Here is a 20,776-nt window from a genome sequence, read left to right as displayed (position 1 = left end):
GTGCCTGTTTTGCCCGCTGTATACAGTTCTAAGGCATTTAATTTAAATTCTTTATCATAAATTCTTATTTTTCTCATAAAGTCCCTCGTAATTGTTAGTTTACTACAAGTTCTTCATGTCTACAAAAGTGTAGCAGGATCAAAATTCAAATAATTATCTATTGTGTCGCGCCTTGCCGGCGCACAAGCTCCTGGATTGCTTCTCAGGCTTCCCCCTCCGTTAGGACTACGGCGGACAAGCGCAATGACGACGGTTGGACACTCATTACGTAACAGGCCAAGTCAACCAACGGCCAGATTTTTAAAGTGATTTTCGGATAAGCTCTAAATTATGATTGCCGATTTCTTTCATTATACTCATCAATTTGCACCTGCAACCATTGAAATGATGCTGCAATAATATCTGGGCGTTTCCTAATCCAATGGTCCATACCATCAACTCTAAAATAGGTAATCGGACATCCCGCTTTTGTAGCTTCCATCACAAACTGATCGCACGATTGTAAAATAGTATCCTTGGTACCGACAACTACTAAAAAGGGTGTCACTAATTTTGTATAATTGCACAACGAATATTCTAATGCATCTGCATGATACATATGACTCATACCCAAAAATTCTTTATCTACTACAGGATCTTCAAGGGCTTGATCCATGCGAGCATCATACTCTTTTCTGCACCGAGGAAGTTCCATCATATACGGGATGTATCGATGCATCCAACAGGGGGCTAATGAGCATAATTTGACCCAGCTTTTCAACCACCATGGCAACTGCTTTTTCATCTCTGCTACAAATCTCCACAACTCTTCTCGCCAACTCCAATCACCTGCGCCTACCCAGTTAATCGTCGCAAGCGTTAATTCAGAATATTGCTCGGTTAATGTCGTCACCAAAGGGCCACCTTCAGAAACGCCTAAAAAAATAACTTTTCCATTCCATCCCGCTGGCGGATACAATTTTAAATATTGCAATACTGTTATATGATCCCACAACCGTTGCGATCGAGTATAATGCTCCATAAATGCAGGTAAGTCAACATGGTCTCCATCAACTCCCCATTGCTCTACCGTCAATACTGCAACATTCATATCCAAAAATTCTTGTAAAAAATAACGATGAAAATGAATGATACTCTGCACATTTTCTTTATTAGAAGATCCTCCACAGAGTATTGCAATCGGATAGTTATTCTCTTTTGGCTCACTAAAATAGTAGATCACATCAGGAGCAGAATTTTCAAAACGGGTCACGGTAAACCGAGATGATGCAGGAATTGTATACTTTAACCCCCTTGATCGCTCGCTCTCAGTATATTTATATGGTGTAATTTCTTCATCCATAGCAGAAAAAACAACGCCGCAATTACTCGAAAAAAACAATAGATACAGTATAATTTTTGTTACCTGCATGACATACTCCTCTTTATACCACCACATATTCGTGTATACACTTACCTCGTCATGCTTAATCTTATGTGAAACTTGCAGTAGATTCTACCTAAAATTTTTCCTGCCATAAATAATCCCGACATTACGCCGGGATTATCATTAAAGTCTTTTATAAGGAGTAAAATCATTTTTGCTGCATCGCTTCTTTGTACGAAGGTGGCTGTGCTGCATCTTTCTCCTCATCAGGCTTTACATATGCCGGTGGTGCATCATTTTCTGCTTTCATCTTTGCTACCTCATTCCTAACTTGATCTGACGCTGCTTTCTCTGCAACACGTTTTGCCGTTGCTGCAGTCTGAGCATTCATCTTTTGCATATCACGCCTCATATCAGCAGAAACCTCACGTACTTTACCAACAACTTCCTTTGCTTCCTTGCCAATAATTTTTTCTGCTTTTGCACCTACAGATGCTAAAAAAACTTGTACTTCCGCTCGCACAACTTCTGCTTCATGTTTTGCTGCATTTAAAAATGTCTGTGCCTGCACTTGTGCTACAGCCAATTTATTACGAGCTTCTGTTTCAGCTTCTTTTCGGATACCTTGCGCGTGAATTTCTGCTGCATGCAGCGTGTTATCATGTGCTAAAATATTTTTCAATAATTCTTTTACGACATAATCGCCTTGCGAAGCTGCTTCTTTTATCGCAAGTAATCGTTGTTGACGTCCTGCAAAGGTAATACCGTAATCAATTGCATCTTGCTCCGTAAAATAATTACTACGCTTTAAAAACAATATGCCTCGTTGCTGTTCCAATGAATACTGTCTATTGAGTTGGTATGCTAATGTATTGCCAATACCGACAGCACATAAATCTTTCAACATCTCCACCGATTCATCCGTGCATCTGAGCGCCATGTCATGTGCGGCGTCAAAACGAAGCTTACTGATAATTTCATAACGCCTTTGCAAATTCGCCACATCCTGATCATTCATTCTCCGTACAACATCCTGAGGATTTCTAAATCCAAGCGCATGTATCACAACATATCGCTTTTTGAGCCTTTCGATATCAATCCTGCTCATTTCTTTTGCCATTATTTCTGCATCTGGATACTGAAATCTCTGTAATAAACTCAGCCTTGTTAAATATTTTTGACGTTGCATCTGCCCACGGCCCAATGTGGCATTATACAACCGTCGTAGACAATGCGGCTGCTGTTTTTGCTCTGCTGCAACTGATTGCTGTGCAAGCATAGCACCTTCAAATAGTGCAATGCATAATAATACGTTAGTAAATAGTATCCGCGTATTCATAAATAAGATCCTTAATAGTGTTGTATGTATCATCTATCAGCAAGCATTATATACTGTTTTGCGGTTTATTTATAACCACAATTGATATTTTTATAGAATACTAAAAATAAAATTCATCCGATAAAAACCGTTTTTAACTCTTCTTCAACACCTGCAGATACTGTAAACGCTTTTCTATCTTTTTTCGTCACCACAATATCTTTCAGTACGCCATCAACAAAATGCGCTGCTGTGTCATCTTCCAATGCAATGCCTGGAAGCACGATCCCCTGTTTGGTAAAATCAAGATACGTGGGACGCCGTTCTGGTTCACTATCATAATGAGGACAACAACTGCCTTTTAATATCCCAAGGCCCTGTAACGCTCCAAGCGGCCACACTGAATCGGTAATGCATTGCTCAAACCAACAAATTGCCCCTGCGGAAACACCGCTCAAGACAATTCCTTTTTCATATGCTTCCCGTAACAATGCGTCCATACCCCATTCGCGCCACAGTGCAAGCATGCTCCGCGTATTACCACCGCCAACGTATATTACATCTTGCGCAAGAAGATGCCCTTTCCAATTATTTTTAACGCTGCCAAATAAAGAGATATCAGAAGGCTGCGCCCCTAACGCCAAAAAAGTTTTATAAAACCATACCATATATTCTTTCGATTCAGCGCTTGCTTGAGATAAAAAACAAACTTTTGGATTTTTTTTACCCGTTTGTTCAATCAGGTAATGCCCCATATGTCTCGCTTGGTCATCTGCACTGCTTCTTACAAAACCGCCGCCGCCAATTGCTATAATTTGTTTCATGGATTTATCCCTTTTTTAATTTCTTTTCCATTGCATAGTTAATAAAAGATACACCGTTTTTTACCACCGTTTGTTCTTTAACCACCACAAATCCTACACGTTCTGCCGGTACTTTTGCCGTGATACTACAATCGGTAGTAATTTTTTCTAAACCAAGATCGCGAGCAGCCTGTTCAATTGCTTTTAAAAGGCGAAATGCAACCCAACGCCCTTGATAATCTTTATGAATATACAAATGATCCAAGTACCCATCGCGAGTCATATCTGCAAAGCCAACAATCTTCCCATCGATTTCTGCCACGAAGGTAATATTTTTTGTGAATTGCTTCTGCCAAGATTCAAGCTTATTTTGCCAATGTTCAGCATTCATTTCTTCTGGCGCCCACATCGCAACTTGCTCAGGAGAATAATGCTGAATGTTAATCGCGTGTACCGCATCACGAAAGAGGGTAATTAACGCAGGAGTATCGGATAACGAAAATGGACGAATTACTATAATGAAAGACATGTGATATTCTTTATTGATATATATAAAAATCAAAAAACGTATGCGATTCAATATAGCGCAAGTAGTATGTCTACGCAATGACATGAGAACGCATGTTGGTGATAGTTAAAAAAGGTATAAACGCATGAATAACGATAATTTGACGCAAGAATATAAAGACTGGATCTTAAAAGCAATTAACTACCATTTTCCTACTGCAAAAGTAATTTTATTTGGTTCTCGCGCCCGTGGAACAAATTCTCCAGGGTCAGATGTGGATTTAGCATTAGATACTGGTGAAGTAATTAAACTGGGTGAAATGGCTCGCACACGAGTGACATTAGAAAATTTACCCCTTGCTCTCGAAATCGATATTGTTGATATGAATAATGTTCCCGATCAACTCAAGCAAATCATATTAAAAGATGGCATTGTATGGAAAGAGTAAAACTAGATTTTATACAGCTTAACAAAGCCCTTAAAACACTAGAAGAAGCTTTGAATCTCCAAAAAGAATTAACCGTCATAAACAATCAGAATTATATAGGTGGACATATAAACCTGAAAAAATCAATGCCTACCTCTTTTGCGCAATTATCTCATGAATTCGTGGCTCATTAGATTCATTTGTTGTGGTGTTAAAATAATGTATTTTAAAATCAACAAACAAATCGAGCAACTCTTGCTTAGTAAAAAAATTCATATTTTTGCGATCGAACTTAGAAAACTTTTCAAACTTAGGATCAAAAAAATGACCTACAAAATATCCCCCTGGCTTGATTTGTTTTATTACGCTATGCCATACCGCTACAAAATTATCAGGAAGTACAAATGGCATTGAAAGGCTGGCAACAAATACATCCGCTTTCGGAACTATGCTCCAATCAACCTGGCTAAAATCGCTTTTAATTGTCTGTAATTTTTCCGCAAAATGGGCCGCATCTGTTTTTTCTTCTAGGTACATAAAAGCTGCATCCTGAGCGTCAATAGCAGTAACAGAAAAGCCATGTTGCAACAAAAAGACAGTTTCATTGCCATTACCAAAACCAAAATCTATGGCATGCATGGCATCCTTTTTTTCTATAATATCATTAATCGCCCGTACAATAAGCTCACGTGGTGGATTATTGTTATGCTCTTGAAAATAAATGTTCCATCGATTGGGTTTAAAGACATAAAATAGAACGGGAACTACTAAAATAATGAAAATTGCTATAATGAATCGCATGGCATATTCTTTATTGATATATATAAAAATCAAAAAACGTATGGGATTCAATATAGCGTAAGTCTCATACCTAAGCAATTACATGAGAAAGCGCTTTTGGGATAGTTAAAAAGGAATAAACACATGAAACAAGAACAACTAAAAATAGCACTCCTTGCCTACAATCCTACCGAGCAAGAAACTGAATTTAAAAAAATCATTCTGGATTTTTTATCAACCAGCGAGAACGTTTTTGAACGATCACATTGTTGTGGTCACATAACCGCATCATGTTGGCTACTCAACAAAGCAAGAACGCATGCGCTTATGATGCATCACAAAAAACTGGACCAATGGTTTCAACTTGGTGGTCATTGCGACGGAGACACAGATACACTTGCTGTTGCGATAAAAGAAGCACAAGAAGAATCAGGAATCAATGATATAATCCCGTTAAGCAGTGACATATTTGATATAGATATCCACTGGATTCCGTCTAACAAAAAAGAGGCCGGTCATTATCATTATGACATTCGGTATCTTTTGGCAGTAAATTCGGATGAGCAAATAATCCAAAATGCTGAATCAAATGAGTTGCGATGGATTCCAATGAATGGAACGCTGCCTACAAATAATCAATCAGTAAAGCGCATGTTTGATAAATGCAGAGAGTTACTGGCATTTAACATTGCATCCCCTTTTAAACAAGTTTCGAACCAACAGCTTTGAGACAATTCCTTCGCATCCTTGCTATTTGTACTTTTATATGCTACACATAACAGTATGAAGATACCTACAGTAATTCTTACCAATCATTCTTGTTCTCAGAATTCTCCTATCACTTGCTTGTCGGTGTCTATCATGTGTTGCGTCCTATCCTTTACCTACGGCTCTTTTACTACTTTATCCGGGGACTGCGCCATATCTATCCAATAATTAAAAGAAAAATTAACAAGGCTCATACAAAACCCCGGTAGAAATATCGGGGTTTTTTGTTTGCCCAAAGTAATAAAAACAAACGGAAAGACATGACTAAAACGAAAATAATTACATCTCAAATTTCCACTTACCTGAAAGGATGTCTATGAAAAAGCTTTTTATCATTGCTGCACTTGCTATAACATTCATTGCAAGTTTTACCGTCATCAAGCAAATACACAAAACAACTCCTACTGCCGCATACACTATTGGGATTTTACAAACCGCATCACACCCTGCTCTGGATGCTGCTCGGGATGGTTTCATCCAAGAGTTAACAAATATCATGGGCGATACTGTAGCGTTTGTTATACAAAATGCACAGGGCTCAGTAACTCAAGCACACACCATTGCACAACAATTTCACACAAATAAAAAATATACAGGATTTTTTGCCATTGCCACTCCTGCAACACAGGCGCTTAGTGCAGTAGAAAAAAAACGGCCAATTTTTATTGCAGCAGTCACCGATCCAAACGCGTTAGGAATTATACATCCAACAACGAATGTTTGCGGCACGAACGATATGGTGGACGTACCAGCCACTATAAAAATGCTTAAACAATTACTGCCGCAGGCAAAGACTGTTGGGATTTTATATACTTCCGGCGAACTCAATTCCATTACATTAGCAGAACAAATGCGCCAAGAACTTGCAGAATCACATGTAACTGCATTAGATTTCGCGGTCAGCAGTGAAGCTGATATAGCAGCAATCGTCGAACTGGCGTGCAGAAAGTCTGATGTGATCCTAGCACCCACCGATAACACCGTTGCATCAAGTATTGCACTGGTCACATCCCTGACAAAAAAACATAAAAAGCCAATAATTGCCTGCGACAACACACTCGTTGCGGCAGGCGCTTTAGCTGCACGTGGTGTTGATTATATGCTCAGCGGAAAGCAAACTGCACACATTGCATACCAAGTACTTATTGAAGGGAAAAAAACATATGCATTACCCATTGAACAAGCGTTAACCGATCGTATCTTCGTTAATAAACATTATTTGGATGAGCTCAATATAACCATTCCTGAAGCAATTAAAAATCTTGTACACGTTATAGACCAGTAAAAACAAAGGTAATATCTATGTATTTAAAAAAGACAATATTGACGGTTACTGCACTAACAATCGTTAGTATTCTTGCCTATACCAAGCAAACAAATTCATCTCTGTACAAAAACAAAACGATTATTGGCATCTTACAAACCGCATCACATCCAGCTCTGGATGCCGCTCGAGATGGGTTTATCGCAGAATTAAAAAATAAGATGGATGATTCCGTCGAATTTATTATACAAAACGCCCAAGGTTCTGTTACCAATGCACACACGATTGCGCAGCGCTTTCATATTAACAAAGCGATAACGGCGATCTACGCAATAGCAACTCCAGCAGCACAAGCGATGGCAACAATAGAAAAAGATAAACCAATTATTGTTGCCGCAATGACCGATACACAAATATTAGGAGAACAGAATAACATTTATGGCGTAACTGATATGATCGATATGCATAAACAGATTGAAATGATTCACCTATTACTTCCTCATGCACAAACAATTGCAGTACTATACAACACTGCTGAACTCAATTCGATTATTCAATTGCGGCAAATCAAACAAGAACTTAATACTTTTAACATTGCACTTATAGAAGTCGGCATACATCAAGAAAGCGATATTCCCAACGCAGTAAGTTTAGCATGTCGCAAAGCCGATGCCATTATATGCCCTACTGATAACATGCTTGCTTGCGCTATGAGCTTTATTGCCACCACAGCATACAAAAACAAAAAACCTCTCTTTGCATGCTATAACCAAGCAGTAGAACAAGGGGCACTTGCTGCACGTGGAGTTGACTACGCAGAACATGGAAAAAGAGCTGGTTACATTACACACACACTGCTTACTACAACAAAAGATAACAGCACGCTACCCATTGAACATGCAGCAACTGACACCATATACGTTAATGCAAAAATATTAAAAGCACTCGAACTTATTATTCCCGAATCATTACAAAATCACGTTATTTTAATTGAGGAAAAACAATGATAGAACTGTTACAGGTCGCACAAGGCATTATAGAGCGTGGGCTTATATTTGGCATAATTGTTGCAGCAGTATATGTATCTTCACGCCTGATTAATTTTGATAATTTGGCAGTTGAAGGAGCATTCGGACTTGGCGGTGCCACAACCGCCCTACTCATAGTGTGGAACGTTCATCCATGGCTTGCACTTGCAGGTGCGGCAGCCGCTGGTGCTATCTCAGGTATTGCAACGGGGCTATTGCATACAAAATTAAAATTAAACAATCTGATTAGCGGTATTGTGGTCACCACTGCACTCTTTTCAGTCAGCTTAAAAATAGCTGGTTCGAATATGACACTCACCAACAAACCTACTATCTTTACCCTTTTACCTGATGCACTAGCTCCTTACCAAGCACTAGTGTTGCTTACTCTATTCTGCATCATACTTTTTTCTCTTATCAACTGGTTGCTCAAAACAGAAGTTGGATTTTTACTCCAAACGGTCGGCAACTCTCCACAAACGCTTACTAACGTTGGTAAAAATGTACATAGCTATATCATTTTCGGACTTGCTTTATCCAACGCACTCGCTGCAATCAGTGGCGCTTTGTTTATGCAATATGCAGGATATTTTTCGATATGGACAACCGTAGGCGTACTCATTATCGGTCTTGCTGGTATGATCATCGCACAAACGATCAGTACGCAGTTTGGCATAACACTGCTGTTCGGTACAATTGCATATCAAACGATCATTGCTCTGACTTTTGAACTACAACTGGATCAAGATTGGAACAAGCTCATCACCGCATTACTTATTGTTTTATTAATTGTTATTAAGCAATCATTGCATAAAAATAAGGATTTATCTCATGCTACAACTTAACAATGTTGATCTTTGGCGCGGCAATAATCATATTTTACGTGCTCTATCATGCGATGCGCAACACGGCGATTTCATTGTCATAGTTGGCGGAAATGGTGCTGGAAAAAGTACGTTTTTTGATACCATTGCGGGAAAGATACAACCGCAAAAGGGATCTATTATCCTTGATGGCAAAGATATTACTCAGTTACCTGAACTGAAGCGCGCCGGAATGATTACTCGTATTTTCCAAAACACACAGCTGAACTGCGCGGGATCTATGACAGTCAGGCAAAATCTTGCTATGGCTCATTATAGTCGTCGATCTGCAAAACTGGTCAACGGCATGCAAGCAATGCCAACCGCTCGCGCGCAGCAGATTATACAGGAGATTGCCATGGACGTTTCAGTACTAGATAAACCAATGAATGCCTTGTCAGGAGGTCAACGGCAACTCATTGCTTTTGTAATGGCGACACAACTGGTACCAAAACTCTTATTGCTTGATGAACCAACCGCTGCACTCGATCCACAGGCTGCCACAATATTACTCAAATATGCCGCACAATTTATCAAACAACATTCTATTACAACGCTTTTAATCACCCATGATCCCCATATTGCACTCAGCATTGGTAATAAAGTTTGGGTACTAGAAAACGGTAGCATTACCCGACAATTTGGACCTGCAGAAAAAAAGAATCTTAATCCAGAGAAACTTATTGGACAAATCGATTACGCACAGCTTGCGGCATAAAAATTATTGTTATTTTTAACCTTTTTACATTTTAAGGAATTCTTATGAATACCCAAATCTCTACCACACTTATCATCCTTGCATTAGCAACAACACCCATTACTGCAATGCACCGACTTATGAGCCCTATTCATCGTGCACGACTTGGCACCCGCATACTTTCATCTCACTCCCAGGGACCCCGCTTGGAGCATCCCTTTAGTCACTCCTTATCCATATACCTATAAATACGCTGGCAAAGAATACTTCATAGAAAACAGCATGCAAGCGGGGGAAGAAATTCACCGTCAAATTCTAACGCTTCGCAAATTACAAACATATTTCAAAAATATGCCAGAATCACCTGAAAAAGATCTGCAACAGCAATTCGTGTGGCGAGCAGATCAATGGTTGCTCCTTCTGATTGGTACCAAAAAACACGGGCGTAGCATATAAGCTTACGTCGACACATACTGTAATTACTTGAAACTTCACTTTAATGCATGAGCGGATCAAATAAAAAAATTATTTGATCCACTTTCATTTCTGAAAAGATGGCATTGTAAGTCAAAACACGATGCATAAAAACATCCTGTCTAAATAGTTGCTTTATTGAGCATAAATATTGTTACATGACATTAAAAATATGAAAGAAGTAATTACGCCTCCTGCATAAAACAGAGGAAACTGATATGAAAAAACTATCTTGGCTCAGTAAAGACTTAATTGGCATCAGCTTTACCAGTTTATTTAATGACTTTAATCACGAAATGACCACGGCATTATTACCGGCGTTTATTGAACAGATGATTGGAACAATGCACGCACCACTTGCATTAGGAATAATAATGGGCTTTGCTGATGCCTGTTCTATGATCATGAAGTTGATTTCTGGATGGCTGACAAATCATGTAAGATATTTTAAACCTATATTAGTTATTGGCTATGCAATCACCCCTATTTTCACCAGCCTCATTGGAACCGCGCTCCATATTTGGCAGGTTTTTCTTTACCAAATAATTGCGTGGATGGGGCGAGGATTGCGAGAACCTATGAAAGATGTTTGGCTTTCACAAATTTCCTCTCCACCTGATTACGGAAAAGTATATGGGTTCAATAGAGGGCTTGATACCTTGGGTGCAATTGCAGGACCTACACTCGCTTTTTTTACCATAAAATACTGTACGTTACCGTACAATTTTTTTATTGCTTTTATTCCCGGCATAATCTCAGTATTAACTCTCATTTTCCTAACAAGTAATTATAAGAAAAATACTGCTCCATTACATCCAATAACCTTCAATGAGCAAATTGCGCAACTGCCATTTCAATTTAAATATTTTACTTTTGTTATGTTTGTTTTTGGTATCGCTAATTTTAATAAAACGCTGTTAATCTATCGAGCACAACAAATGTTCATGGGCCAGACAAATATATCTATCATTGCAACAGGATGGACCATCTTGCTCTATATTCTTTTTAATATAATTCGAGCACTGAGCGAATTCAGTATCGGTTATCTCAGCGATTACGTAGACAGGAGAATGCTACTCGGTATTTTTGGCTTTGGTTCTTTTATTATTACTACTTTCACACTGCTCTTTGCAGAAACTCAAATCTTTTTATGGATGATTATTTTTATGAGCGCTGGGCTCTGCACGGGAACAGTTACCGCAGTAGAAAAATCATATGCCGCACAATTATTACCCGAAGAAATGAGAGGAATTGGTTTTGGTCTTTTACAAAGCATCGACGGCCTCGGGGATCTATTTTCAAGTGTTATTGTCGGTACTGTATGGACATTCTTATCACCTCAATCCGCCTTCGCTTACTCTTTGCTTGTAACAATTGTGGCTTTGATTCTTATGTTATTTGTAAAACAAGAGCCCCTGAACAACCCTCCTGAAAAGATACTGTAACGAACGAACCGTATCCGCAAGTGCATGCTAATAATGCTGATGATTACACTGCATAACTAAATACACACATCAAGCGCATGTGTTGTTTTATTGCGATCATGCAATTCCTTTTTTATTTCTTCAAAAGCTTACGCCTTTTTGTCTCTTGCTGCGCCACATATGCCTGGCGAGCCCGTGTAACAGCTGCAACTATTCGCGGACCAAATCGTGACTCTTTTGGTTTCCAAATGTGTACTGCGCCACTACCTTTCCCCGCACAAGCGCGCGTAACAAGATATTGACCTTTCAGACCAATCATAACGTGCTTGTCTTTCCCATCAATTGCAAATCTGCGGATGTATGCCCTCGTCTTGGCATCATATATATTTACAGTGCCATCATCGGCAACCATGAGAAACTTATCACCATCGGCAAACGAAGGTCGTTGAAAGCCAATCGGCAAAGTGGCTACGTCTTCTTTATCCTCTGTTGTTCGTAGCAGTGCTAATGTCTTAGGATCCCATACAGATATCTTCCCTGTATGCTTTGTCGCTAATGAGTGGCCATCATCGCTCAACGCTACCATCTGTGCATCGTTACACAGGATGTAAGGGAATAACCACGCCGTACGTTGGTCATATATTGTTGATGGCCCTTGTTCAGAGTACGTATATTTCATTATTTGTTGAAACAATGGCAGGGGAACGCTACATAACCACTCTCCAAATTGTTGCTCTCGTAGATCGGCTAATGGCACCTCACATTTTCGCTCTTCTTCTTGATTGGCTGATCGTGCTTCAGATCCTACACACAGCATACTAATAATAAAACTCAACTGAATACACCATCGTTTTCTGATCATAAAAACCTTCTTTTATTAACTAAAGTTCAACTGCAGTAAATATAGCCACTACTATAAGGAAAATTATCTTGAAATACAAAGTTTCATTGCAATCAACTTTATTAATTGTTTCTACACACTCTGCACTGTATAATTGATTTTAAAAACCGATAAAAGAATCGGGAGCGATCACTCGCTCCCTACTTAAAAAATCTACTGTTATACAAAGCTCAATTTACAAAATTGGCGCCGTAATCCCCCAACTATCTGGAGTTAAAATTTGTAAAGCTCCCCCAGCACTTGCAAGACCATTAATAATCTGATCCGAAACACTTGGATCTAATCTAGTTATTCTAAAACTCGGCCACCAAGGACTATTCCCTGCAGCATCTTTATACTTAGGATCAGTATTTTTGACAGGAGTTACACTAAGTAAAAAATGGCTATAAACAGCTTGTCCTAACGGTGCAGAATAAAAATCATTATTTATTCCCCAACACTGGCCGTATGCATTAAGCATGTCCGTAGTGAATACGAGTGGAAGCCACGTTACCGGATCCCTTCCCCATACTTGGCCGACCTTGGCTCCTACCGTATGCACATCAGTGAAACCTGTATGCAAGCGCCAGTCACTAACGCCCATCCATCCAAAAACCATCAAATATTTGAGCGCTAATGATCTGACATAATCTGGATAAAATGTCGGAATTATCATGCCAGAAGCGTACGGCGTTGCTGCAGGTATATCTCGTCTAAAATAATCTCCTGCAAACAACCATCGAGCATACATTGCGAATGGTAGTACGCTATAAATATTAACATTGACCGCATTAACAGGTTGTGTGCCACACAACAAAACAATTGCAAATATGGACAACCGCTTTAATATCATCACTATCTCCTTTTATTATGATAAAAATATTAAAAAATATAATTCAACTTACAAACCTGGCACTCTGAAATCTGCATCAAGTCTAAATATTCGAAATTTCGGCCACCACTGAGCATTGCCTGCGGTATCTTTATCTGCATCATTTTTAACCGCAATTACTATCAGTGCAAAGTTATTATATACCGCCTGTCCTGCTGGCGCAGAATACAAATCTGGATCTATGCCCCAACATTGGCCTAGTGTGTAAGAAACACCTGCCTTTTGTTCAAACATTTTTTGAGTAAAAACAAGTGCGCAGCCAGTATCTGGATTTCTTCCCCAAATGTCTCCAACTTTAGCGCCCACTGTGTGTACATCAGAAAAACCTTTATGCAAGCGCCAGTCATTAACCCCCATCCATCCAGATTTTTCTACGGGAGAAAAACCAGCAACCTTCCAGCTATACGAAAGCACCTGGCATCCCGCTAAATCTTGTAACGCGAGCGCGGTCAATATCGCTGCAGGGATCTCTCGTCTGAAATAATCTCCTACAAATTCCCAGCGTGCATACATCTTTACGGGGATGTTGTTATATACATTAACATTTACCGCATGCCCCACTTGCATATTCAACAATAATGCCACGATGCATAACTTCTTGATCATTCCTATCTCCTTCTTATTGTATTAGACATAGTACATATGTCATATATCATACAAAACAAGAATAAAGAGTCGATCGACAGCCAGTCAATAATTAATGTTTTTGTTATATCGTTATGGATAGGTCGTTGGGGTAAATTGTTCAAGATTATAAATGCCTAGCTCTTTTTCAATAGCAGCAACTCTTTTTACTATCCCAAAAAAACCTTCTTCGCCAAATAGTTTATATTCGAGATCCTCAAATTTGTCTCCCAACTGCTCAAACTCTTTTTTACTCACTAATGACCGTACTTGTGGAAACAGTACAGTATCTTCACGCGCTTCATGCGGTCTATACATGGTAATAAACCTTTTTAGTAATCTTACAATCTGCTTTTCTCTTTTTTTATTCTTTGGCCCCCCCATATCAATAAGTCCTTGCAGCTCCGCAGTAATATCTCTACCTTTTACATGTTGTTTACGGAGAGTTTTGACCAAAGAAACTTGCCTTTTGCTTTTCTCAAACAGCGGAAATAGGTAATCTTCTTCAAGTTTTTCATGATAATTTTCAATAAAATCTTTAATAATGACAACGGCTTGAGACAGGGATTGCTCTGGTAACTCGTTTCCTTCAATTCTTCTAATAATTTCTTCATATATTAATAGGACCCGATTAAGGACACCATGCTCACGCATTAGATCTTCAGTAAGAGGAAGCTCTTCCTCTTGCTGAATTTTCATAACCTCTTTTTTAATACTGGAGTTTTTAGCGGCAAAACAAAAGCTATGGGTGCCAACACCAATTACTAAAATAATAAAGTACATACTGGATTCGAAACAACGTCGCCACTGCATCATCACTCCCCTTTCATGAAAATTGTATTTTTAAAACGTTAATCAGGAAAAAGATAGTAAAAATGTAATGACACATTCAATAACAACGCTAAAAATAAGTACGCATGATCTCTACCATGCTTTTTTTTATTGTATTATTCCATGGGCCAATGCTTTATAAAATCGTCCGCCTCATGCTTATTCCTGATAACGAAAATCTTCTTTGTATCTGTATACTGATGTAATAACGACTCAATAACAGGCCTTTTATCCCTATTATATGAACAAATAAATTTTAAAAATTTACGATCAGGACCTCGCTCGGGACAGCCCGGGGCACTTGAAAAATAGACTTTGCCAAAATGGGTAACCGCCCGTTTACAAACCCGGTACAAACAAAGAGCTGTTGGCATATCCAAAAAAATAATCACATCAGCTTTTTGAATGCGATAATCAAAAAACCTAATCGCCATGCCCTCTATAATCCACGACTGCCGATCACACAACCCTTCATGAATTTTTTGAAACTCTGCACGATCCGGTTCCTGCCAACCAGGTCGCCAAAAATACTGATCTAAATGGTATAATGGAATACCCAATAAGTGGTGTAGTTTCAGTCCAAGCGTGGATTTTCCCGATCCGCAATTTCCAATAATGGCAATTTTCATAAACTACCCTGTTGTCAATTTATTTTTATGCATCACCCTTCTCTTCACTGCCACGTCTTTCCAATCGCGCTTGCTGCTGCCTTTGTTGATTCAGAAGGTGTGTGTGCATGTGATTAACGGGTGTCCTAGCTCCCCACACTCTCATTGCCCCATCTTCTCCCTGCCTTGTAATAAGCCGTGTACCACCAGCAATAGTAAGTAGATTGCTACGAAATTGTGGTTCGCAAAAAGCGTTTATTTTTGCATATTTCTGTAAAATAGTGAATACGCGTAAAAGCTCTCCATGTTTTTTATTACTGTATACTCCTGCACTACTCTTTCCCTGCCCATTCAAACCAGTGATCACCAAATCATTATTACCCGTAAATGCTATCGATCTTGTATAGTTTCCAGCCCGATTATTAAAACGATATTTTGGCACCCCTGAACTCGCATCATACACTTCTACGTTATAACCGCGCACGCACGCCAACAAAGAGTTATCAGCACTGAATGCACCCTGCGTTACAGATCCCGGCAGTGTATATAAGAGTTCTCCCTCGGGTACACTCTTGCACTGCGCATCACTTTTATCATCTGCCCACGCCAAAGCCTTGCGCCGATCGCCACTCACCACAACATGCGGAGCATCTTCTTCCATTCTCAGCAGTACTGTTTTTTTATCAACATTCCATGCACGTATGAGCGTCTTCAAAAAGGTCGGCTCGCCCGGCTCGCGATATTCATCGCGCGTTCTTCTAACCTGGTGTTCTATCGTTGTAATAATGTTACCATTCGTACTAATCTGAATGTCCTTATGATGGAGCATTCCTTCTAAATTTGAAGCCGCTTCTTTGCCAAAAGAAAATTCTTGTTTTCCATGAGAACCAACGGGAACTACCTTTATTCCTGGAAGAGAGACAAAATGATTTCTTCCTGTCGCTACGCGCTCTCCTTCAGGGCTAATTTTTATAACCGAAATACCATCCAAATCTCTATCTTGCCATTGATCTAACAACTCATGCGTCTCTATGTTAAAAACAGAGATTGTTGCACCTGGCACATACGTTACCAGAAATTTACCATTGGGGCTCACATCAAAAAGACTCACATTTCTTTCATCAATATTCATAACAGGTGCTACCGCTATCACATCTTGATCAGATAAGGAAGCTCTTTGAGCTTCTGTTAGTAAAAAATCGAATAATATTTTTTTCTGTATTACCGAGGGGAGTGCTAAACACAACCCTTCGGTCGTTTTGATAGATTTAGGTTTTTGCTTTTGCGATCCACTGCCCAGCGCTTTCCGCACCCAATTCCACGCTTCTGCTGCTGGCTCTATTGGATGAACAGTTATTAATAAAAAACCTACAATCGCTATCCATATATTTTGTCTTGTAATCATCATAGTTCTTTCTTTAATGTTATATATTCAAATCAAATTCCAACATTTCTTTTGGATAATCACCTGCCAAGATAGCAGGCAAATATTCCGGTAAAAATTCAGGAAAAATTGGATCTTTACAATCAATAATATCCTGCAAAGAAAACCACCGCAGCTCTTTTACTACCGCTTTTTCATCGTCAGTAAGCGCATGCAGGGTCACCTCTTTTTGTGCCGTCTTAGCCACCACATAATACTCTTTAAATCGCGTCGCTTGTTCTTTCCAGATTAAATCGATTTCGGTACACCACACAAGCGGCCCAAGTTCCACGAGTTCTTTTGCAATACCCGTTTCTTCATACACTTCTCGCAAAGCTGCATGCTCAATCGTTTCCCCTTCTTCCATACCACCGCCAATGGTACACCAAAATGTTTCACGCTTTACTCCGCCAACTGGACCAATGTCCAAATCCCCAATCTTCATAAGCAACACCTTGTTATCGTGCAAAAGTAATAATCGTGCACACGTTCTGATTACAATAGACATGGTATATGATCCTTTCATAGTTGCTGTAACAATTTTTTAATAAAGCGCTGCAGAAGGGATAGTATACCGAATGGCCTACACAAAAACAAAATGGACATCTAAAAAATGCCCATCTAAACATAATAAATCGCATATATCTTAAATAGTTACTCACCAAAAACTTTTTTATGCCAAAATGCTTTTTTATTGTCGTAAAACCAATGCTTATTACGATCATTTAAAAATCGTGCAAGTTGATTCATATTAGCTATCTTATAGCGATAGAACAGACCTATTAGATCATCTAATTCATCATCACTAATATCATCGTATGACAGAGTTTCCAAATACAACTCATCACCACGGCCATAGAAATTATCGATGAATTCTATCTTTTTAATCCACTCAAAAAAGGCATCTTCGCCTTTTTGATCAACGAATCCCACCCGTTTGCATACTAAAATATTCTCTCTGTTATCGGTCATTGTTTCTTCTCACGATTTTCGGTTGCAAAAACTAGATCATAATCACCATCAGGATACTGCACTTCCCAATGAACGCCTCGATCATCAGCAAGCTCCGATGGAATCCAAATATTACCTTTCACATCTGGCCATCCATAGCCTCTTCGTTGTATCACCTTTTTGCCATCCCAATTTTTTTGTTCAACAAAGCCATCATCTTTAGTCGGCTGTCTACATTTAAGACCTACTTGATAATTAAGCTGATCAAATGAATAACTATACTTAATACCCCGTTTATACGTAAAAATACAACTACCCATACACCTTATACCTCATCATTAAGATTTTTTTGCACGACCAAATACTCGTTGATGCCAATATCCTCTGAAATATCCTTTTGGTTTATCAAAAAACCATACTCTATTTCTATCGGTTAAGAACCTGGCAAGCTGTTTCATATCTACATTGTACCTAAAAAACAATCCTATAATGTCTCGCAAATCATTATCATGTAACTCATCTGCAGCCAAATGCAAATACAGCTCTTTACCTGCGCCTGAAATTTTATCAATACATGTAATTTTTTTTATGCATTCAAAAAAAGCCTCTTCATCTTTTTTACAATAAAACTTAGTGCTCTTACAAATTAACATATTTTTATCTTTAACATTTTTCATTTTGCTCCTCGTATGTGGCCTCCCGGATGAACATTACCAATATGTTTTCCTTTTTTATCTATAATATCCCAATGAGGCCCTCCATGACCAGATTCGCCAGATGGCACCCATAAGTTGCCATCCTCATTAGGATACCCACGCTGCCCAGTGTGAGGATGTTTCACTTTCCTTCCATCCCATTTTTTCTCCGGAACAAAACCATCTTCTTCTGTATTTGGTTTACCTGGTGCTTTTCCATCTTTATCCTTTTCCTTATCTTTCGCTTCTTCCTTACCCTTGTCACCTTCCTTGCCCTTCTCCTCTCCTTTCCCCTTACTCTTTGCATAAGAGCTCGTCCCACCAAATACACTTCTCAAAACTTCCGGTTCTAATTCAACATCATATTCGGCAATTCGCTCGCGAGTACAATATTTTATAACACAACTTGCTACACCGCCAAGGGCAATACCTCCTACCAATCCGACAGGTCCTAAAGTAACGCCGCCTAAACAACCGCCTACTCCCAGATCGTAAGAAATAGAAAATCCAATCACTGCTTGCCAAGGAATAGCAATATTATGCGCAACAACAGCTTCCATACCAACTAAAAATGTATGCGTATCTTCTATTTCAAGCGCATATACTTGTGTTGTTTCCGGAATCACCGATAATGCAGCAATTTGAATCTCTGTATGGCCCTCACACAGCAAAAAATCTCCAACATTGAGCATGTATGCTGGCACCCATTGCTTATCAGTCATCCGATAAAAAACTTGTGTCGGGGTGCATATCATATCAAGCGAAGGCTTATTGAATGATATACGACAACAACAACTGGCCTTACTCTGGCCAACTGATTTTATCTTCTTGCTTACCCATCGATCAGTTTTTTCATCATAACTGACTACATATTGTTTTTTATCTTCGCGAGCAAGGCGAACAACTTGATTCATTGCCCAACAGCCCTTAATCGGGCCATCCTTGTGTGCAGCTCTAATAAATGTTTGTTCACCAAAACCATGTGACTGCATGTTAACGCTAAAAAACAATGTAGCGATCAAAAAGAAATAGTTCATATATCTTATGATCATTATTCTTTCCTTATGGTCAACTCACCAAAAGATTTTACGCCTGATTTTTTTCTCGAATACAACATACATACAACTGCAAGTTCTCTTTCCAAATCAACAGATGCGCGTTTTCACTACCTTTTTCTATGTTGTAGTCACCAAAAAATGTACGCGATCGCATAACATTGCATCTGCCCAAAAAAATGTTTTAGCATGTCCCTATATTTTTAAAAAAAGGAAGCATCAAATCAAAACTGTAAAAAACATTGATGTAGCGTGTTATACCCAGAGCAAATGATGCGGTCAAACCGTACATTTGCTCTCTTTTTTTCAACTTAAGTCTTATCCGAAAACGTGTTGAGCGTTAATGTATTGCAAAATATTGCAAACGATAGACATTCTAGAGCATTTTTGGCATTCCATCCTCTTGGCGAGTGTATGCGCAGCCATCCAGGCAATTATGCGCTCAGTATGAGCGCGGCACAATACATTGAATTCAGTTAAATATTTCTTTATTAACCTGGATCACCCGCACGCGAATCCTCCTTCGCCAAGGCTTCGGCGGACAAGTCGGCGGCCTGCCCGGCGTAGCTGCAAGCGAAGACGGGCTCGTGACGACGATCGAGGGCCTTTTGTTCTAGTTAGCGTTCAAATATGGTGAGATTTTTCGGATAAGTTCTTAAAAAAGAACTATACAAAAAACAGTTTTTGATCAACACTAAGCAACCGTAAAAATAAAAACACACGTAAAACAGGAAATATCATTTATGAAAAGAATAGTACTACTCTACACAACGCTGTTATTGGCAACAAACAATGCCTATGGCATGTTCGCAAGAACCTATATGCCAACCCCTGCAACGCGGCACAGCGTGATTAGATTTCTAGAAGCACAAAAAACTATCGCCGATCTCCAGCGCTTACAAGCTAAGTTTCCGACTGCAGTGGTAGATCGCTACAAGACCGTCCATTCTTTGTATTGATCTTGCAACAGTTTTGTAGACACAAGGAACCTAGAGTGGATTACCTCTGTCGCCGGTAAGGCGAGCTTCACCCTACTGCTCCTATAAGATATTTCTGTTCAAACTCATCCGGCGTTAGATAACCTAATGTTGAATGGA

General features: G+C 39.2%; 26 protein-coding genes. 10 read left to right on the top strand and 16 right to left on the bottom strand.

The window, feature by feature from the left end; all coding sequences use genetic code 11:
• Window positions 1-328: 328 nt before the first annotated feature.
• The 4 genes from VGT41_03740 to VGT41_03725 form a co-directional block, all read right to left on the bottom strand.
• Window positions 329-1,411, bottom strand: a complete 1,083-nt coding sequence (locus VGT41_03740) for a hypothetical protein (GenBank protein ID HEV2601385.1) — start codon at window positions 1,409-1,411, stop codon at window positions 329-331.
• 163 nt (window positions 1,412-1,574) lie between these two features.
• On the bottom strand, window positions 1,575-2,705 hold the full coding sequence (locus tag VGT41_03735) for a hypothetical protein (protein HEV2601384.1): 1,131 nt from the start codon (window positions 2,703-2,705) through the stop codon (window positions 1,575-1,577).
• 113 nt (window positions 2,706-2,818) lie between these two features.
• Window positions 2,819-3,508 carry a peptidase E gene (locus VGT41_03730; protein ID HEV2601383.1) on the bottom strand — a complete coding sequence of 230 codons (690 nt, stop codon included), beginning with the start codon at window positions 3,506-3,508 and terminating at the stop codon, window positions 2,819-2,821.
• 4 nt (window positions 3,509-3,512) lie between these two features.
• Window positions 3,513-4,016, bottom strand: a complete 504-nt coding sequence (locus VGT41_03725) for a GNAT family N-acetyltransferase (protein HEV2601382.1) — start codon at window positions 4,014-4,016, stop codon at window positions 3,513-3,515.
• A gap of 124 nt (window positions 4,017-4,140) precedes the next feature.
• On the opposite strand from VGT41_03725, the gene VGT41_03720 reads away from it, so the two are divergent.
• Entirely contained in the window at window positions 4,141-4,443 is a 303-nt protein-coding gene (locus VGT41_03720) for a nucleotidyltransferase domain-containing protein (GenBank protein HEV2601381.1), read from the top strand.
• A gap of 129 nt (window positions 4,444-4,572) precedes the next feature.
• Here VGT41_03720 and VGT41_03715 read toward each other — a convergent pair whose 3' ends face one another.
• The gene (locus VGT41_03715) at window positions 4,573-5,223 is read right to left on the bottom strand and encodes a class I SAM-dependent methyltransferase (GenBank protein ID HEV2601380.1); all 651 of its coding nucleotides are present in this window, start codon (window positions 5,221-5,223) and stop codon (window positions 4,573-4,575) included.
• Window positions 5,224-5,346: 123 nt separating this feature from the next.
• Between VGT41_03715 and VGT41_03710 the strand changes: the two genes are divergently transcribed.
• The 8 genes from VGT41_03710 to VGT41_03675 all read left to right on the top strand — a co-directional run bounded on the left by VGT41_03710 (window position 5,347) and on the right by VGT41_03675 (window position 11,741).
• On the top strand, window positions 5,347-5,931 hold the full coding sequence (locus VGT41_03710) for an NUDIX hydrolase (GenBank protein HEV2601379.1): 585 nt from the start codon (window positions 5,347-5,349) through the stop codon (window positions 5,929-5,931).
• A gap of 355 nt (window positions 5,932-6,286) precedes the next feature.
• Entirely contained in the window at window positions 6,287-7,255 is a 969-nt protein-coding gene (locus VGT41_03705; GenBank protein HEV2601378.1) for an ABC transporter substrate-binding protein, read from the top strand.
• 17 nt (window positions 7,256-7,272) lie between these two features.
• A complete protein-coding gene (locus VGT41_03700) occupies window positions 7,273-8,241 on the top strand; it encodes an ABC transporter substrate-binding protein (GenBank protein HEV2601377.1) in 969 nt (322 codons plus the stop codon).
• Entirely contained in the window at window positions 8,238-9,107 is an 870-nt protein-coding gene (locus tag VGT41_03695; GenBank protein HEV2601376.1) for a hypothetical protein, read from the top strand. Before VGT41_03700 ends, VGT41_03695 begins: the two co-directional genes overlap by 4 nt.
• The gene (locus VGT41_03690; GenBank protein HEV2601375.1) at window positions 9,094-9,843 is read left to right on the top strand and encodes an ATP-binding cassette domain-containing protein; all 750 of its coding nucleotides are present in this window, start codon (window positions 9,094-9,096) and stop codon (window positions 9,841-9,843) included. Before VGT41_03695 ends, VGT41_03690 begins: the two co-directional genes overlap by 14 nt.
• A gap of 44 nt (window positions 9,844-9,887) precedes the next feature.
• A complete protein-coding gene (locus VGT41_03685; protein ID HEV2601374.1) occupies window positions 9,888-10,070 on the top strand; it encodes a hypothetical protein in 183 nt (60 codons plus the stop codon).
• Between the two features lie 34 nt (window positions 10,071-10,104).
• Window positions 10,105-10,278 carry a hypothetical protein gene (locus VGT41_03680; GenBank protein ID HEV2601373.1) on the top strand — a complete coding sequence of 58 codons (174 nt, stop codon included), beginning with the start codon at window positions 10,105-10,107 and terminating at the stop codon, window positions 10,276-10,278.
• Window positions 10,279-10,514: 236 nt separating this feature from the next.
• A complete protein-coding gene (locus VGT41_03675; GenBank protein HEV2601372.1) occupies window positions 10,515-11,741 on the top strand; it encodes an MFS transporter in 1,227 nt (408 codons plus the stop codon).
• Between the two features lie 112 nt (window positions 11,742-11,853).
• Here the strand turns inward: VGT41_03675 and VGT41_03670 are convergent, their stop codons facing one another.
• From VGT41_03670 to VGT41_03620, 11 genes are all read right to left on the bottom strand, one after another.
• A complete protein-coding gene (locus VGT41_03670; GenBank protein HEV2601371.1) occupies window positions 11,854-12,582 on the bottom strand; it encodes a WD40 repeat domain-containing protein in 729 nt (242 codons plus the stop codon).
• Between the two features lie 214 nt (window positions 12,583-12,796).
• Complete coding sequence (locus tag VGT41_03665; GenBank protein HEV2601370.1) at window positions 12,797-13,453, bottom strand: hypothetical protein; 657 nt, start codon at window positions 13,451-13,453, stop codon at window positions 12,797-12,799.
• A gap of 48 nt (window positions 13,454-13,501) precedes the next feature.
• Window positions 13,502-14,098, bottom strand: coding sequence for a hypothetical protein (locus VGT41_03660; GenBank protein ID HEV2601369.1), 597 nt, complete (start codon window positions 14,096-14,098; stop codon window positions 13,502-13,504).
• A gap of 111 nt (window positions 14,099-14,209) precedes the next feature.
• A complete protein-coding gene (locus VGT41_03655) occupies window positions 14,210-14,932 on the bottom strand; it encodes a hemerythrin domain-containing protein (protein ID HEV2601368.1) in 723 nt (240 codons plus the stop codon).
• A 131-nt stretch (window positions 14,933-15,063) separates the two neighbouring features.
• On the bottom strand, window positions 15,064-15,576 hold the full coding sequence (locus VGT41_03650) for a hypothetical protein (protein HEV2601367.1): 513 nt from the start codon (window positions 15,574-15,576) through the stop codon (window positions 15,064-15,066).
• Between the two features lie 25 nt (window positions 15,577-15,601).
• Window positions 15,602-16,963: a WD40 repeat domain-containing protein gene (locus VGT41_03645; GenBank protein HEV2601366.1), complete on the bottom strand. Its 1,362-nt coding sequence runs from the start codon at window positions 16,961-16,963 to the stop codon at window positions 15,602-15,604.
• Window positions 16,964-16,979: 16 nt separating this feature from the next.
• A complete protein-coding gene (locus VGT41_03640) occupies window positions 16,980-17,486 on the bottom strand; it encodes an NUDIX domain-containing protein (GenBank protein HEV2601365.1) in 507 nt (168 codons plus the stop codon).
• 146 nt (window positions 17,487-17,632) lie between these two features.
• Window positions 17,633-17,950: a hypothetical protein gene (locus VGT41_03635; GenBank protein HEV2601364.1), complete on the bottom strand. Its 318-nt coding sequence runs from the start codon at window positions 17,948-17,950 to the stop codon at window positions 17,633-17,635.
• Complete coding sequence (locus VGT41_03630) at window positions 17,947-18,249, bottom strand: hypothetical protein (protein HEV2601363.1); 303 nt, start codon at window positions 18,247-18,249, stop codon at window positions 17,947-17,949. Before VGT41_03630 ends, VGT41_03635 begins: the two co-directional genes overlap by 4 nt.
• 18 nt (window positions 18,250-18,267) lie before the next feature.
• The gene (locus tag VGT41_03625) at window positions 18,268-18,606 is read right to left on the bottom strand and encodes a hypothetical protein (GenBank protein ID HEV2601362.1); all 339 of its coding nucleotides are present in this window, start codon (window positions 18,604-18,606) and stop codon (window positions 18,268-18,270) included.
• Window positions 18,603-19,676, bottom strand: coding sequence for a hypothetical protein (locus VGT41_03620; protein HEV2601361.1), 1,074 nt, complete (start codon window positions 19,674-19,676; stop codon window positions 18,603-18,605). Before VGT41_03620 ends, VGT41_03625 begins: the two co-directional genes overlap by 4 nt.
• A 746-nt stretch (window positions 19,677-20,422) precedes the next feature.
• Here VGT41_03620 and VGT41_03615 point away from each other — a divergent pair.
• Complete coding sequence (locus tag VGT41_03615; protein HEV2601360.1) at window positions 20,423-20,638, top strand: hypothetical protein; 216 nt, start codon at window positions 20,423-20,425, stop codon at window positions 20,636-20,638.
• The last annotated feature ends 138 nt before the right edge of the window (window positions 20,639-20,776 follow it).

The organism is Candidatus Babeliales bacterium (assembly GCA_035944115.1).
In the GTDB taxonomy this organism is placed as follows: domain Bacteria; phylum Babelota; class Babeliae; order Babelales; family Vermiphilaceae; genus DASZBJ01.
This window is presented reverse-complemented; position numbering and strand designations above follow the sequence as displayed.